Here is a 14,152-nt window from a genome sequence, read left to right as displayed (position 1 = left end):
CCGCGGTGCCCGCGCGATGACGGATGTCATCCGACGGGCGCTGCGGCATCTCCGGATCCGGCTGGGCCGCACTCGGTGTGCCGGGCCCGGGCAGCCTGCCCGACCAGTGTCACGGAAGGGGCTGGTCGGGGCATCGTGCCCGGCACGGTGAGGCCATACCCAATTCGGCTGAGGATACAAACCTGAACGCCAACCCCATGTCTGATCGAGCCACCGCAGCGGCCCCCGCGCGCACGGCCGCCGTCATCCCGGCGGCCGGCCGGGGCATCCGGCTCGGCCCCGGCGCGCCCAAGGCCCTGCGCGCCCTCAACGGCACTCCGATGCTGGTCCACGCGGTACGGGCCATGGCGGCCTCCCGCGCGGTCTCCCTCGTCGTGGTCGTCGCCCCGCCCGAGGGCGCGGCCGAGGTGCGCAGCCTGCTGGACGAGTTCCCGCTCGGCGAGCGCACCGAGGTCCTGGTCGTCCCCGGCGGTGCCACCCGCCAGGAGTCCGTGCGGCTGGGCCTCGCGGCCCTCCCCGGCGACGTCACCGCCGTCCTGGTCCACGACGCGGCCCGCCCGCTGGTGCCCGTCGACACCGTCGACGCCGTCGCCGCGGCCGTGCGCGAGGGCGCGCCCGCCGTGGTCCCCGCGCTGCCCCTCGCGGACACCGTCAAGCAGGTCGAGCCGCGCACGGACGGGCCCGAGCCCGTCGTGGCCACGCCCGACCGCGCGCTGCTGCGCGCCGTCCAGACCCCGCAGGGCTTCGACCGCGCGACGCTGCAGGAGGCCCACGACAAGGCCGTCTTCGGCGGCGAGGGCGCCACGGACGACGCCGGCATGGTCGAGCAGCTGGGCGTCGAGGTCGTGGTCGTCCCCGGCCACGAGGAGGCCTTCAAGGTGACCCGCCCGCTGGACCTCGTCCTGGCCGAGGCCGTACTCGCCCGCAGGAGGGCCAACGATGGCTTCTGAGTCCCCCCGGGTCGTCATGCCCCTGGTGGGCATCGGCACCGATGTGCACGCCTTCGAGGAGGGCCGCGAGCTGTGGTGCGCGGGCCTGCTGTGGGAGGGCGAGACGGGCCTCGCCGGCCACTCCGACGCCGACGTCGCCGCGCACGCCGCGTGCGACGCGCTGTTCTCCGCCGCCGGGGTCGGCGACCTCGGCGCGCACTTCGGCACGGACCGGCCGGAGTGGTCGGGCGCCTCCGGCGTGGCCCTGCTGACCGAGGCGGCGCGGATCGTGCGCGAGGCCGGGTTCGACATCGGGAACGTCGCCATCCAGGTGATCGGGGTGCGCCCGAAGATCGGCAAGCGGCGGGACGAGGCGCAGAAGGCGCTGTCGGCCGCCGTCGGGGCACCCGTCTCGGTGTCCGGCACGACGACGGACGGCCTCGGCCTGACGGGCCGCGCCGAGGGCCTGGCTGCGGTGGCGACGGCACTGGTCGTACCGGCGGGCTGAACCGGGCCCGGTTTCGGGAACGGGCGGGGCAGGGGAAGAAACGATCACTCGCCCCGCCCCTCCGGAAGGAGTCCCCGTGCTCTCCGACGACCTCAAGAAGTACGTCGACGACAACCCCGTCTTCGCCACCGTCGCCACCGTCCAGCCCGACGGCAGCCCTCAGCTCTCCGTGACCTGGCTCAGACGCGACGGCGACGACCTGCTCGTCTCCACGACCGTCGGCCGCCGCAAGGAGAAGAACCTCCGCCGCGACCCCCGTGTCACCGTCATGATCAACCCGCCGAACGCGCCCTACACCTACGCCGAGGTCCGCGGCTCGGCCACGCTCACCACCGAGGGCGGCCAGGAGCTGATCGACGAGCTGTCGCGGAAGTACACCGGCAAGGACTACGCGGACTTCAACCCGGCCGCCAAGGACGACGCCCAGCGGGTCGTCGTGCGGATCAGCCCGCGCAAGGTGGTCGGCTCGCTGTGAGCCGCAGGGCCCGCCCCGGAGAGGGCGGGCCCTGCGAGTCAGCGGTCCGCCGCGGCGCGCGGCACCTCCGCGTAGCCGTAGGCCTGCCGGGGCGCGGTCACCGGCTCCTGCGCAGGTTCCTGCGGGGCGGGGCGCGGACCCCGCTCCGGCGTGTTGCGCCGGACCTCCTCCATGCCCTTCAGCAGCGCCTTGCGCAGCCACTTGCCGAGCGGGCGCTCGACGTAGCGGTGCATCAGCCAGGCGGCGCCCAGCATCACCGCGATGAGCCCGGCCACCAGCAGCGGCGGCGACACCTTCTCGCGCAGCCCGTAGATGACCGTCATCCCGATGTACTGGTGCAGCAGGTACAGGGGGAAGGTGAGCGCACCCGCGGTGGCCAGCCAGGGCCACTGCACGCGGTCGAACTTGCGCAGCGCCACCAGGGACATGACGACGAACGCCGCCAGCACGCCCAGCTGGGCGGGGAACAGCGGCATCACATGGTTCGCGTTGTCGTGCACCCGCTTGGCAACGTGGTGGTTGGCGAGCAGGTACGAGACGACGACGATGCCCCACAGCAGGGCGGTCGGCTTGAACCGGTGCATCAGATAGAACGCGATGCCCGCGATGAAGTAGGGCGCGTACAGCGGCATCGCCCACAGATCGAGCAGCTTGTTGTTCACCGCGGGGGCCGTGGCGGCGGCCACCGTCCACACGCCGCAGAACAGCACGCATCTGCGGTAGGTGACGCCTCTGGCGACGACGAGTGCGAAGAGCACGTAGAACTTCAGCTCGACGAAGAGCGTCCAGTAGACGCCGTCCACGTCCCAGACGCCCAGTCCGTGCTGGAGCATGCTGAAGTTCGTGACGACCGTCTCCCAGCCGGCCAGGGAGCGCACCTGCGGCCAGGTCATGACCACGGTCCCGGTGAGGGCCACCGCGACCCAGTAGGCGGGGTAGATGCGGGAGGCGCGGGAGACGACGAAGTCGCCCAGGGAGCGTCCCCAGGCGCTCATGCAGATGACGAAGCCGCTGATGAGGAAGAAGACTTCCACGCCCAGCCAGCCGTAGCGGGTTATCGGTTCGATGGCGGAGAACATCCGTCTGGTGTCCCGGGTGCCCCAGCCGCCGGTCAGGTACGTGTAGTGGTACAGCACGACCATGAGGGCGGCGAGGAGGCGCAGTCCGTCCAGGGCGTAGAGCCTGGGTGTCTTCCCGGGGGCGGCCGGTCGGCCGCCATCGATTTCGCCGCGGTTGGCGAAACGCATGTCGTCCTCTCCGGTAGAGGTGTCGGCCCGCCGCGGCGGGCCCGTCCCGAGCATGCTGACACACCCGCCGTCCCGCGCGCCGCGACAGACCCGGGGCCCGGGGGCCGGTTCACGCCTGCGCGTGCCCGGCCCGGATCTCCGCCACAGCGCGCTTCAGCCCCTGCCGTACGAGGCGGGCCAGGGGCCGTTCCACCAGGCGGTGGACCAGCCAGGCGGCCGCCAGCATGACCGTGACCAGCGTCACGAGCAGCAGCGGCCGGGGCAGCAGTCCGTCGGCGTACTTGATGACGATCCAGCCCATCCGCTCGTGCAGCAGGTACAGCGGATAGGTCAGCACGCCCGCCGTGGACAGCCAGCCCCAGGTGATCCGCCGGGTCAGGCCGAGGGCCACGGCGGCGAGGGCGGCGAAGAAGAGCGCGACGAGCAGCACGCTGGGCCACTGCGGGACGCGGTGGCCCATGTAGTGCTCGGCGTTGCGGTGCGCCTCCAGCAGGAAGTGCTGGCCGGCCAGGAAGCAGCCGCCGACGATCAGCCAGAGCAGCAGGTTGGGGCGGAACCGGTGCATCAGGTAGAAGGCGATGCCGGCGATGAAGTACCAGGCGTCGCCGGGCAGCAGCAGGGTGGTGAGCAGCGGGCTGCCGGCCGTGGCGGCGACGGCCGCGGCGATGCCCCACAGCAGGCAGAAGGCCAGGGCCCGCCGGTAGGTCAGCCCGCGCCAGGCGACGACGAGTGCGAAGAGCAGGTAGAAGCGGACCTCCACCCACAGGGTCCAGTAGACGCCGTCGACCGGAGCCACCCCGAAGGGGTCCTGGAGCATCGTGAGGTTGACGGCGATGTTGCTCAGCCGGGGCGCGTCGTTGACGACCGGGAAGAGGGAGACGACGAGCGAGACGGCGAGAACGGCGAACCAGTACGCGGGATACAGCCGTGTCACGCGCGATACGGCGAAATCCCCGACGCTCTTTCCCCAGGCGCTCATGCAGATGACGAAGCCGCTGATGAGGAAGAACAGCTGAACGCCCAGCCAGCCGTAGGAGGCGGGCAGGTACGCGGCGGGGAAGAGTTTCTCCGAGGGGGCCGGCCAGGCTCCGCTGTTGAAGGCGACGTAGTGATAGGCGACGACCATCAGGGCGGCCAGCAGCCGCAGACCGTCCAGCGCGGCCAGCCGCCCCTGCGGTCTTCTGCGGGCCGGGGGCGGGACGGGAACGGGCGAGCGTTCCTGCTGGCTGATGACGGTGGAGTGCACGGTGGAGTGCAACGTCCCTCCTGAGTCCCCGGAAGCTGCCGTGCGGCTCCTTATGATGTGCAGATCGTAAATTGAGGTCAAAGACCGGCGGTCGAGTTGCCGGATTGCATCCCGCTTCCTCCCGGGGGAGCGAGGCACTGCCCAGGGCCCACTACCCTGGTTCCGTGACTATTCGCCTGTACGACACCAGCGCCCGGCAGATCCGTGACTTCGCCCCGATCGCAGCGGGCTGTGTCTCGATCTACCTCTGTGGTGCCACCGTGCAGGCTGCGCCGCATATCGGGCACATCCGTTCCGGCCTGAACTTCGACATCATGCGCCGCTGGTTCGCCTACCGCGGCTACGACGTGACGTTCGTGCGCAATGTGACGGACATCGACGACAAGATCATCGCGAAGGCCGCCGACCAGGGCCGCCCGTGGTGGTCGATCGGCTACGAGAACGAGTGCGCGTTCAACGCCGCGTACGACGCGCTGGGCTGCCTGCGCCCGACCGTCGAGCCGCGGGCGACCGGGCACGTGCCCGAGATGATCGAGATGATGCGCGGGCTGATCGAGCGCGGTCACGCCTACGCCGTCGACGGCAACGTGTACTTCGACGTGCGCTCCTTCCCTGGCTACCTGGAGCTGTCCAACCAGGAGCTGGACAACCTGCTGCAGCCGTCCGGCGAGGGCGAGACCGGCAAGCGCGACCCGCGCGACTTCGCGATGTGGAAGGCGGCCAAGGAGGGCGAGCCCAGCTGGGAGACCCCCTGGGGCCGTGGCCGTCCGGGCTGGCACCTGGAGTGCTCGGCGATGGCGCACAAGTACTTGGGCGAGGCCTTCGACATCCACGGCGGCGGCATCGACCTGATCTTCCCGCACCACGAGAACGAGATCGCCCAGGCCAAGGCCTTCGGCGACACCTTCGCCCGGTACTGGGTGCACAACGCCTGGGTGACCATGAGCGGCGAGAAGATGTCCAAGTCGCTGGGCAACTCGGTGCTCGTCTCCGAGATGGTCAAGCGCTGGCGCCCGATCGTGCTGCGCTACTACCTGGGCACCCCGCACTACCGCTCGATGATCGAGTACAGCGAGGACGCGCTGCGCGAGGCCGAGGCGGCGTTCGCCCGCATCGAGGGCTTCATGCAGCGGGTCTGCGAGAAGGCCGGGAAGACCGTCGAGCCCGCCGCCGAGGTGCCGCCGGCCTTCGCCGAGGCGATGGACGACGACCTGGGCGTCCCGCAGGCGCTCGCGATCGTCCACACCGCGGTGCGGCAGGGCAATTCGGCCCTGAGCGCCGACGACAAGGAGACCGCGGTCGCCCGCCTGGCCGAGGTCCGCGCGATGCTCGGGGTGCTGGGCCTGGACCCGCTGGACGAGCAGTGGGCCGCCGCCGGCGACGGCCGTGGCGAGGACCTGCACGGTGTGGTGGACTCGCTGGTCAGGCTGGTGCTGGAGCAGCGCGAGGCGGCCCGCGGCCGCAAGGACTGGGGGAGCGCCGACGCCATCCGCGACCAGCTGCAGCAGTCCGGCCTCGTCATCGAGGACACCCCGGCGGGTCCGCGCTGGACGCTCGGCTGAGCGACACTTTTCGTAAGCACGTTCACAGCAGTAATCGCAGTTAGCAATCGCAGTAGTAAGAAACAGGTGACCCATGGCCGGCAACAGCCAGCGCAGGAACCGCCGCACGTCCAACAAGAAGGGCGCGCAGGTCGGCAGCGGCGGCCAGCGGCGCCGAGGCCTGGAGGGCAAGGGCCCCACGCCGCCCGCGAGCATGCGCAAGGGGCATAAGAAGAACCGCGTGTCCAACGCCCAGGCCAAGCAGGCGGCCCGCCGCCCGGCCCCGCGCCGCGGCGGCCCCAAGGGCACCAACGAGCTCGTCGTCGGCCGCAACTCCGTGGTCGAGGCGCTGCGCGAGGGCGTGCCCGCGACCACGCTGTACGTCCAGCAGTTCGTGGACAACGACGAGCGTGTGCGCGAGGCGATCCAGCTCGCCACGGAGAAGGGCCTCAACCTCATGGAGGCCCCGCGTCCGGAGCTCGACCGGATGACCAACGGCCTCAACCACCAGGGCCTGGTCCTGTCGGTGCCGCCGTACGACTACGCGCACCCCGAGGACCTCACCGCCGGGGCCTACGACAACGGCGAGGACCCGCTGATCGTCGCGCTCGACGGCATCACCGACCCGCGCAACCTCGGCGCCGTCGTCCGCTCCGTCTCCGCCTTCGGCGGCCACGGCGTCGTCGTCCCCGAGCGCCGCGCGGCCGGCATGACCGCCAGCGCCTGGAAGACCTCCGCCGGCACCGCCGCCCGCACGCCGGTGGCCCGCGCCACCAACATGACGCGCGCCCTGGAGGCCTACCAGAAGGAAGGCCTCATGGTCGTCGGCCTCGCGGCGGACGGCGACACCGAGCTGCACGAGCTCGACGCGCTCGAGGGCCCCGTCGTGATCGTCGTCGGCAGCGAGGGCAAGGGCCTCTCCCGGCTGGTCGGCGAGACCTGCGACTTCCGCGTGCGGATCCCGATGCCGGGCGGCGCCGAGTCGCTCAACGCCGGTGTCGCCGCAGGTGTCGTGCTGTACGAGGCCGCGCGCCGGCGCGCCTGAGCGTGCCCCGGCGGGTCAGCCGCGCGAGCGCTGATCCGCCGGAAGGGGCGCGGGAGTTGATGATCTTGACGGGTCTCGGACACATCGGGGCGGTCAAGGCAGTGTCCTAATCTCAAGTCACTCGGTTAGATGAGTGTGGACACCAGAACACCCCGCACGCCTACGGGGGGAAGCTCTTCGGGGTACGACGACCAGCCCGCGCTGAGTACGGTGAAGGTCCCGTCGGACCCGGCGCAGGTCTCCGTCAACCACCTGAGTTTCCGCGTGCAGCTCGCGCGCCCCCCGCGCGCCGCCCGGCAGTTCGCGGGCGCAGCCCGGACGGACGGGCTGCCCACCCTCAAGAGCGCGGCCCGGCGCCGCGCCCCCGTGGTGTGGAGCGGGCGGACCGGGCCCGGCGATTCGGCATCCACCCAACTCCTCGACGCCGTACGGGAGTCCGGGCTCACCGGCCCCGCCCGGACGGCCGGAGGCGGGGACGCCGCCACCCAGGTGCTGCCGCGCATCGCCCTCGACGACCCCCCGACCACCGTCATCGGGCCCCGCGGTCCCGCCGAGCCCACCGGCCCGGCCGGCGCCGACGCCACCCGACTCCTGCCCCGCGTCCGCCCGAACGGCGATGCGCGCGACGAAGACCCGTACGGATACTCCCAGTTCGGCGAACCCGGTTCGGACTACGAGACCGAGGACGACGAGGACACCCCGCGCAGGCAGCGCACCGGCGACGCCGCCCGGCACGCCTACTATCCGGACCGCCGGATGAACCTCGGTGTCGTCCTGCTGCCCCTGCGCATCTTCCTCGGCCTGATCTCCGTCTACGCCGGCATGGGCAAGCTGTGCGACCCCGTCTACTTCGACGGCGGCAAGCGCGGCTCGATGGTCGCGTGGCTCACGTCCCTGCACCCCTGGGCCGTCGCCGCGCCGCTGCGCGCGCTCGCCCTGAGCCACCCCGTGGGCTCCGGGCTGACCGTCGCCTTCGTGCAGATCATCGTCGGCATCCTTACCATCTTCGGCCTCTGGCAGCGGCTCGCCGCGGGCATCGGGATGCTGCTGTCGGCCGTCCTGCTCGTCACCGTCAGCTGGCGCACCGCCCCCGTCTACCAGGCGCCGGACATCATCTGCCTGGCCGCGTGGAGCCCGCTGGTCATCGCCGGGGCGCCGTTCTACTCCGTCGACGGCAAGCTCGCCGGGGAGGCCTGGCGGCGGCTCGGCCCGCGCGCCGAGCTCTGGGCCCTGCGGCGGCGCGTCCTGCGGCGCGGCACGGTCATGGCCACCGTTCTCATCGGCCTGTCGCTGCTGACCGGTTCGATGCTCGGCGGAGCCGTGCGCTCCTCCCGGTCCGTCCAGACCCCCGGCGTCCCGGCGGCCCCGCCCAGCAACAGTCTTCCCGGTACGCACCTGCCGCAGCGGCCGGGTTCCTCGTCCACCACCCCCGGCGCGCACGGTGCCACCACGCCGGGTGCCGTCAAGCCCAGCCCCACCGGGCACAAGCAGTCCGGGCCGTCGGCGACGCCGAGCGCTCCGGGCACGTCGCACAGCCCCGCGGGCACCCCGGGCGGCGCCGGGGCCCCCGGCGGCCACGGCGGCGTCCACACGGCGCCCCAGACGCCGCACCAGCAGCCCGCTCCGGCGGCGCCGCGCAGCAGTTCCTCCGCGGGGGGCTCCGCCGGCAGCACCGGCGAGTCGTCCGGCAGTTCGTCGGGCAGTGGGTCCGGCGGCCACGGCGGGGGCGCGCTCGGGGGGCTCCTGGGCTAGGGCAGCGCCCCGTAAGGGGCGCGGGGAACTGCGCGATCAGCCACGATGCGCCCGCAGCCGACGTACCGTTCCGGGGCTTCGCCCCGGGCCCCTTGGGGGTGGTACGTCGGCTGCGGGCCGTCGATGGCCGGTCGCGCCCACGCGGCGGAGCCGCACAATGACCCGGCCCCGCGCCCCTTACGGGGCGCTCCTACGAGGCGCGCAACTCCCGCGCGGCCTCCGTCAGATCCTTCGCCGTGTCGATGGCCCGCCAGTACGCGCCGTGCGGCAACGGGAAGCCGGCCAGGCGGCGTTCGCGGGCCAGGCGCGGGAACGTCGTCCGCTCGTGGTCGCCGCGGTCCGGCAGCAGGTTGCGGAAGCCGGCCGAGAAGACGTAGACGCCAGCATTGATCAGATAAGGCGACGGGGGCGCCTCGATGAAGTCCAGGACGTGTCCGAACTCGTCGGTCTCCACGGCCCCCCAGGGGATCCGCGGCCGCGCCAGCGACAACGTGGCCGTGGCGTCGCGCTCTTGGTGGAAGGCGGCCATCTCGCGCAGCGAGAAGCGGGTCCAGATGTCCCCGTTGGTGGCGTACCAGGCCTGGTCGGGGTGGGGCAGCGAGGCGGCCGCGTACTTCAGCCCGCCGCCGCGGCCGAGGGGCTCCTTCTCCACCACCGTCGTGACGCGCAGCGGGAGTTCGGCCGACACGAGCCAGTCCTGCAGGACTTCGGCCAGATGGCCGCACGAGACGACGGCGTCGGTGACGCCTTCCGAGGCGAGCCAGGCCAGTTGGTGACCGATGATCGGGACGCCCGTGCCGGGGATCTCCACCATCGGCTTGGGGCGGTCGTCGGTGTACGGGCGAAGCCGTGACCCCTGGCCGCCGGCCAGGATCACGGCTTGCGTGGGATACGGGGAGGCGTGGGTGCCGGTCATGCCCCGCACGATATGCGCTGAGCCCCGGACCGGTGCGTTCCGGTCCGGGGGTGGTGCGTTCGGCCGCGGCTCAGTGGCCCTGGGCGACGACGCCGGAGGCGAAGGAGGTGTCGCAGACGGGGCGCGAGAAGCTCTGGGCCTTCCTCGCGCCGTACTTGGCGACGGCGGCGCGGCCGAGGGCGCGGGCGATCTGCCCGCAGTACTGGGCGAGCGAGGGACGGCTCTCCGTCTCCCGCTGGAGTTCGGTGAGTGCGGCCCCGGGGTTCTTCTGCTGCAGTTCGGTCAGCAGCCGGTCACGCAGCACCTCGTGCGGCGCGCGTGCCTTGGCCTGGGTGGAGGCGGTGCCCGATGAAGCAGTGAGCACCTGCGACTCGGCGTTAGGGGCCGCCCACGGGACACGGGTGACCGCGAGGGTCCCGGAGAGCACCAGAACGACGGGAAGGACGAGAGCGAGAGTTCTGCCGATGCGGCGGGCGGCCTGGTTCATGCCGCAGATGGTAGCGAGGGGTAATGATGCGGCGACATTTAGTCACCCGGTCGAGCGACATCACGGGCTGCCGTTTGTTCACCGTGTTGACGTACGGGGGTCGAAAAGCGAGGTGTGTCAGGGCATGTCTCGACACGGCGGGCGGTGCGGACGGTCGTCGTCGCGGACGTCCGCACCGCTCACGCTCAGTCGCCGATGCGCTCGCCCGAGGACGTCGAGAACACGTGCACCTCGCCCGGCCGCGGCACCACGTGCAGCACGGAGCCCTTCTCCGGCACGCGGCGCCCGTTCACGCGCACCACGAGGTCCTTCGGCTCGCTGCCGACCTCGGCGGTGCCGTACACGTAGCCGTCGGCGCCGAGTTCCTCGACCACGTTCACCGTGACCGCGAGGCCGGCCGGCACGTCCGCGGACTCCTTGCCCAGGGAGCGGGCCGCCTCGCCGTTCTGCTCGACCACGTCGAAGTGCTCGGGCCGCACGCCGACCGTCACCGTGCGGTCGCCCCGGTCGGCCGCGGCCGTCAGGGCCTCGCGCGGGACGGGCACGACGCTGTTGCCGAACTTCACGCCGCCGTCGGTGATCGGCACCTCGACCAGGTTCATGGCGGGGGAGCCGATGAACCCGGCGACGAAGAGGTTCGCCGGGCGGTCGTACATGTTGCGCGGCGAGTCCACCTGCTGCAGCAGGCCGTCCTTGAGCACGGCGACCCGGTCGCCCATGGTCATGGCCTCGACCTGGTCGTGCGTGACGTAGACGGTCGTGATGCCCAGCCGCCGCTGCAGCCCGGCGATCTGGGTGCGGGTCTGCACGCGCAGCTTGGCGTCGAGGTTCGACAGCGGCTCGTCCATGAGGAACACCTGGGGCTCGCGCACGATCGCGCGCCCCATCGCGACGCGCTGGCGCTGTCCGCCGGAGAGCGCCTTGGGCTTGCGCCCCAGGTACTCGGTGAGGTCCAGGATCCGGGCCGCGTCCTCGACCTTCTGCCGGATCTCGGCCTTCGGCACGCCCGCGATCTTCAGGGCGAAGCCCATGTTGTCGGCGACCGTCATGTGCGGGTAGAGCGCGTAGTTCTGGAACACCATGGCGATGTCCCGGTCCTTGGGCGGGAGATGGGTGACGTCCCGGTCGCCGATCCGGATCGAGCCGCCGTTGACGTCCTCCAGCCCCGCGAGCATCCGCAGCGAGGTGGACTTGCCGCAGCCGGAGGGTCCGACGAGCACCAGGAATTCGCCATCCTCGATGGTGATGTCCAGCTGATCGACGGCGGGTTTGTCGGAGCCCGGATAGATGCGGGTCGCCTTGTCGTACGTGACCGTGGCCATGGTGATGCAGTCCCTTCACCGGCAGGAACGTGCCGGACGATCCGAGTAGAGGGAGTGGTCCAGTCCAATCGGACCGGCTGTCGAGGACGCTACCGGGGCGTTGGCCGGTTGTCAGCAGGTCGCGGTGCACCAAATCGTTGTGGGTAGACTGCCTCCCACATGCCGCCTTAGCTCAGCTGGTAGAGCACCGCTCTTGTAAAGCGAAGGTCGTCGGTTCGAATCCGACAGGCGGCTTGCATCAACACGCGACAGAGCCGCAGGCCCCTCGGGGACCTGCGGCTCTGTGCGTCCACGGCGCGTCTACGGGCGTACTTCCTCCAGTTCGCCCGTGCGGTCGGCCGGAGCGGGCGCGACGGGCTCGTCCTGGTGGCCCGGCCACCAGGCCTTGTGACCGAGCAGCGAGGTGACCGTCGGGACCAGCAGCATCGCCATGATGAAGGCGGTCAGCAGGATGCCGAACGCCACGGCGAAGCCCATCTGCTGGAGCATCGAGTTGTCGGCGAGCATCAGGACGCCGAAGGTGCCGGCGAGGATGATCGCCGCCGAGGCGACGGTGGGTGCCGAGCGGGTGACCGCGGTGCGGATGGCCTCGCGCGGGGCCGTGCCGCGGCGGGCCTCCTCGCGGAGGCGGGCGACCATGAGGATGTTGTAGTCGGTGCCGATGGCGACCACGAAGAGGTACATGATCACCGGCAGCATGAACAGCAGGCCGTGCTTGCCCTGGAGGCCCTGGAAGAGCCAGACCGTCGAACCGAGCGTGGCGCCGAAGCCGAGGGCGACGGCGGCCATCAGGTACCAGGGGGCCACCAGGCTGCGCAGCAGCAGCCCCAGGATGACCATGATCGCGATGCCTGCCACCGGGAAGACGACCGTGTAGTCGTGGTCCACGGCGTTCTTGACGTCCGCGAGGACGGCCGAGGTGCCGCCGACGAGGGCCGTGGTGCCCGCGGGCGCGGCCGCGTGGGCCTGGTCGCGCAGGGTGCCGCCGGCGAGCTCGATGGCCTTGTCGCTGGTGGGCGCGTACTTCAGGACGACGCTGTACTGGGCGACCGTGCCGTCCGGGTTCGGGACGCCCGGGGCGGCCTGGCCGACGCCGTCGATGCCGGCGAGGCGGGTGCGGAAGGACTCCATGGCCGTCTTGCCGAGGCGGGAGCCGTCGGCGGACTTCAGGTAGACCATCGCGGGGTCGGACTGGCCGGCCGAGAAGCCGCGCTGCAGGTCCTTCATGGCCTGGACGGACTCCAGCTTCTGGGACATCTGGCTGGAGGTGTCGAACTCGGGCCGGAAGGACAGCGCCCCCACGGCGAGGGCGGCCAGCACCCCGGCGGAGACCAGGGCGACGAGGCCGGGCCGGCGGGAGACGAGGCCGCCGACGCCGTTCGCGAAGCGGTTCCGCGGCTGCTTGCGCCACGCCTTGGACGGCCAGAAGGCCTTGGAGCCCAGGAGCGAGAAGACCGCGGGGACGAACGTGAGGGCGGCGACCAGGGTCACGGCGACGGCGATGGCCAGCGAGGGGCCCATCGCCCGCATCATGCCCATCGTGGACAGCAGCAGGGCGAGGAAGGCCACGATGACGGCGCCCGCCGCGGAGGCGATGGTCTCGCCGACCCGGGCCACGGCGCCGACGAGGGCCTCCTTGGGCTCCTGCCCGGCCCGCAGGTGCTCGCGGTAGCGGAAGAGCAGGAAGAGCAGGTAGTCGGTGCCGACGCCGAAGAGGACGACGATGAGGATCGGGGAGATCGAGCTGTCGGCCTTCAGGTCGCCGAGCGAGGCCGCGGTGCCGATGAGGCCGATGGCGACCATGAAGACGACGCCGATGATGATCACCGGCAGCAGGGCGATCAGCGGGCTGCGGAAGATCACCAGCAGCAGGACGATGATCAGGAGCAGGGTCGCGCTCATCACCATGGCGTCGGTGTTGCCCGAGGACTCCTGGGAGTCCACGTTGGTGGCCACCTGGCCGGTGATGCCCATCTTCAAGTGGGTGCCGCCCAGCAGGGGTTTGGCATCCTCGCGGAGCTGCTTGACGGAGTCGGTGAGCTTCTTGTCGTAGGTGTCCTTGGTGGTCGCGACGATGTTCGCGAGGGCGATCTCGCCGTTGGGGGAGACGGCCTGCGGGCCCGTCTCCACCTTGGCTATCTCCGCGCGGTGCTTCGCCTGGAGGTCCCCCGCGACCGTGATCACGTCACGCCGGTCGTCCGCGGTGAGCCGGCCGCCGTCGGAGCGCTGGAACACCGCGATGGAGGCGGGCTGTTCGGTCTGCGGGAACGCGCTCTTCTGCAGGTTCGCCACCTGTACGGACTCGTAGTGCTTCGGCAGGAACTCCGCCTCGTCCGTCGTGGACTTGAGCCCCGGGGCCAGCACGGCGAGGGCCACGGCTGCGACGACCCAGCCCAGGATCGTGAGCCACGGTCGGTGGACGGCGAACCGCCCGACTCGTTGGAACATGGTGCTCCTTCACGGGTGTGGTGCACGCGGCCGGGGGAGTCGTGCGAACGTCGCACGGACGTGCGGCCTGGGCGTGTTCACGCTAGGGAGCCGGGTTCCCCGGAAACAACGGATTCCGGGTGAATCAGGGTGAGGCGCGGGGAAATCGGTCCTGAGGTGGGGCGCCCTCTCCTCCGGGGGGAGGAGGGCGGCTCACCCGTGGGGTAGAGACCGCCCTGCCGACCGCCTGCGGGCGG

At 71.6% G+C, this 14,152-nt stretch carries 12 protein-coding genes and 1 tRNA gene; 7 read left to right on the top strand and 6 right to left on the bottom strand.

Annotated elements, in window-relative coordinates; genetic code table 11:
• Positions 1-197: 197 nt before the first annotated feature.
• From ispD to ACLHRZ_RS39005, 3 genes are all read left to right on the top strand, one after another.
• Positions 198-950 (top strand): 2-C-methyl-D-erythritol 4-phosphate cytidylyltransferase, encoded by a 753-nt coding sequence (gene ispD / locus ACLHRZ_RS39015; RefSeq protein ID WP_490423328.1) that lies wholly within the window; start codon positions 198-200, stop codon positions 948-950.
• Positions 940-1,437 (top strand): 2-C-methyl-D-erythritol 2,4-cyclodiphosphate synthase, encoded by a 498-nt coding sequence (gene ispF / locus ACLHRZ_RS39010; protein WP_490423327.1) that lies wholly within the window; start codon positions 940-942, stop codon positions 1,435-1,437. The genes ispD and ispF overlap by 11 nt, the downstream gene beginning before the upstream one ends.
• A 76-nt stretch (positions 1,438-1,513) precedes the next feature.
• Positions 1,514-1,912 (top strand): PPOX class F420-dependent oxidoreductase, encoded by a 399-nt coding sequence (locus tag ACLHRZ_RS39005; RefSeq protein ID WP_490423326.1) that lies wholly within the window; start codon positions 1,514-1,516, stop codon positions 1,910-1,912.
• A 38-nt stretch (positions 1,913-1,950) separates the two neighbouring features.
• Here the strand turns inward: ACLHRZ_RS39005 and ACLHRZ_RS39000 are convergent, their stop codons facing one another.
• Both ACLHRZ_RS39000 and ACLHRZ_RS38995 read right to left on the bottom strand, forming a co-directional pair.
• Positions 1,951-3,213, bottom strand: coding sequence for an acyltransferase family protein (locus tag ACLHRZ_RS39000; RefSeq protein ID WP_490423325.1), 1,263 nt, complete (start codon positions 3,211-3,213; stop codon positions 1,951-1,953).
• A gap of 55 nt (positions 3,214-3,268) precedes the next feature.
• Positions 3,269-4,417 (bottom strand): acyltransferase family protein, encoded by a 1,149-nt coding sequence (locus tag ACLHRZ_RS38995; protein ID WP_490423324.1) that lies wholly within the window; start codon positions 4,415-4,417, stop codon positions 3,269-3,271.
• 152 nt (positions 4,418-4,569) lie between these two features.
• Here ACLHRZ_RS38995 and cysS point away from each other — a divergent pair, with 152 nt between their 5' ends.
• The 3 genes from cysS to ACLHRZ_RS38980 all read left to right on the top strand — a co-directional run bounded on the left by cysS (position 4,570) and on the right by ACLHRZ_RS38980 (position 8,743).
• Positions 4,570-5,967 carry a cysteine--tRNA ligase gene (gene cysS / locus ACLHRZ_RS38990; protein ID WP_490423323.1) on the top strand — a complete coding sequence of 466 codons (1,398 nt, stop codon included), beginning with the start codon at positions 4,570-4,572 and terminating at the stop codon, positions 5,965-5,967.
• Between the two features lie 73 nt (positions 5,968-6,040).
• Positions 6,041-6,991 (top strand): 23S rRNA (guanosine(2251)-2'-O)-methyltransferase RlmB, encoded by a 951-nt coding sequence (rlmB, locus tag ACLHRZ_RS38985; protein ID WP_490423322.1) that lies wholly within the window; start codon positions 6,041-6,043, stop codon positions 6,989-6,991.
• 129 nt (positions 6,992-7,120) lie between these two features.
• Positions 7,121-8,743, top strand: coding sequence for a DoxX family protein (locus ACLHRZ_RS38980; protein ID WP_490423321.1), 1,623 nt, complete (start codon positions 7,121-7,123; stop codon positions 8,741-8,743).
• A gap of 190 nt (positions 8,744-8,933) precedes the next feature.
• Here ACLHRZ_RS38980 and ACLHRZ_RS38975 read toward each other — a convergent pair whose 3' ends face one another.
• The 3 genes from ACLHRZ_RS38975 to ACLHRZ_RS38965 form a co-directional block, all read right to left on the bottom strand.
• Positions 8,934-9,659 carry a nucleotidyltransferase family protein gene (locus tag ACLHRZ_RS38975; RefSeq protein WP_490423320.1) on the bottom strand — a complete coding sequence of 242 codons (726 nt, stop codon included), beginning with the start codon at positions 9,657-9,659 and terminating at the stop codon, positions 8,934-8,936.
• Between the two features lie 70 nt (positions 9,660-9,729).
• Positions 9,730-10,146, bottom strand: a complete 417-nt coding sequence (locus ACLHRZ_RS38970; protein ID WP_490423319.1) for a hypothetical protein — start codon at positions 10,144-10,146, stop codon at positions 9,730-9,732.
• Between the two features lie 185 nt (positions 10,147-10,331).
• Positions 10,332-11,468 carry an ABC transporter ATP-binding protein gene (locus tag ACLHRZ_RS38965; RefSeq protein ID WP_490423318.1) on the bottom strand — a complete coding sequence of 379 codons (1,137 nt, stop codon included), beginning with the start codon at positions 11,466-11,468 and terminating at the stop codon, positions 10,332-10,334.
• Positions 11,469-11,629: 161 nt separating this feature from the next.
• Here ACLHRZ_RS38965 and ACLHRZ_RS38960 point away from each other — a divergent pair.
• Positions 11,630-11,702, top strand: a tRNA-Thr gene (locus ACLHRZ_RS38960).
• A 66-nt stretch (positions 11,703-11,768) separates the two neighbouring features.
• Here the strand turns inward: ACLHRZ_RS38960 and ACLHRZ_RS38955 are convergent.
• Positions 11,769-13,916, bottom strand: a complete 2,148-nt coding sequence (locus tag ACLHRZ_RS38955; protein WP_490423317.1) for an MMPL family transporter — start codon at positions 13,914-13,916, stop codon at positions 11,769-11,771.
• Between the last annotated feature and the right edge of the window lie 236 nt (positions 13,917-14,152).

The sequence above is a fragment of the Streptomyces sp. AM25 genome (assembly GCF_058146165.1).
Note: the sequence above shows the minus strand (reverse complement) of the source record. Positions and strands in the feature narration are given on the sequence as shown.

What these genes read in the sequence shown, in the direction of transcription:
- ispD (WP_490423328.1), top strand. Translation starts at nt 198, where the DNA reads ATGTCTGATCGAGCCACCGCAGCGGCCCCCGCGCGCACGGCCGCCGTC.
- ispF (WP_490423327.1), top strand. Translation starts at nt 940, where the DNA reads ATGGCTTCTGAGTCCCCCCGGGTCGTCATGCCCCTGGTGGGCATCGGC.
- ACLHRZ_RS39000 (WP_490423325.1), bottom strand. Translation starts at nt 3,213, where the DNA reads ATGCTCGGGACGGGCCCGCCGCGGCGGGCCGACACCTCTACCGGAGAG.
- rlmB (WP_490423322.1), top strand. Translation starts at nt 6,041, where the DNA reads ATGGCCGGCAACAGCCAGCGCAGGAACCGCCGCACGTCCAACAAGAAG.
- ACLHRZ_RS38980 (WP_490423321.1), top strand. Translation starts at nt 7,121, where the DNA reads ATGAGTGTGGACACCAGAACACCCCGCACGCCTACGGGGGGAAGCTCT.
- ACLHRZ_RS38975 (WP_490423320.1), bottom strand. Translation starts at nt 9,659, where the DNA reads ATGACCGGCACCCACGCCTCCCCGTATCCCACGCAAGCCGTGATCCTG.
- ACLHRZ_RS38970 (WP_490423319.1), bottom strand. Translation starts at nt 10,146, where the DNA reads ATGAACCAGGCCGCCCGCCGCATCGGCAGAACTCTCGCTCTCGTCCTT.
- ACLHRZ_RS38965 (WP_490423318.1), bottom strand. Translation starts at nt 11,468, where the DNA reads ATGGCCACGGTCACGTACGACAAGGCGACCCGCATCTATCCGGGCTCC.
- ACLHRZ_RS38955 (WP_490423317.1), bottom strand. Translation starts at nt 13,916, where the DNA reads ATGTTCCAACGAGTCGGGCGGTTCGCCGTCCACCGACCGTGGCTCACG.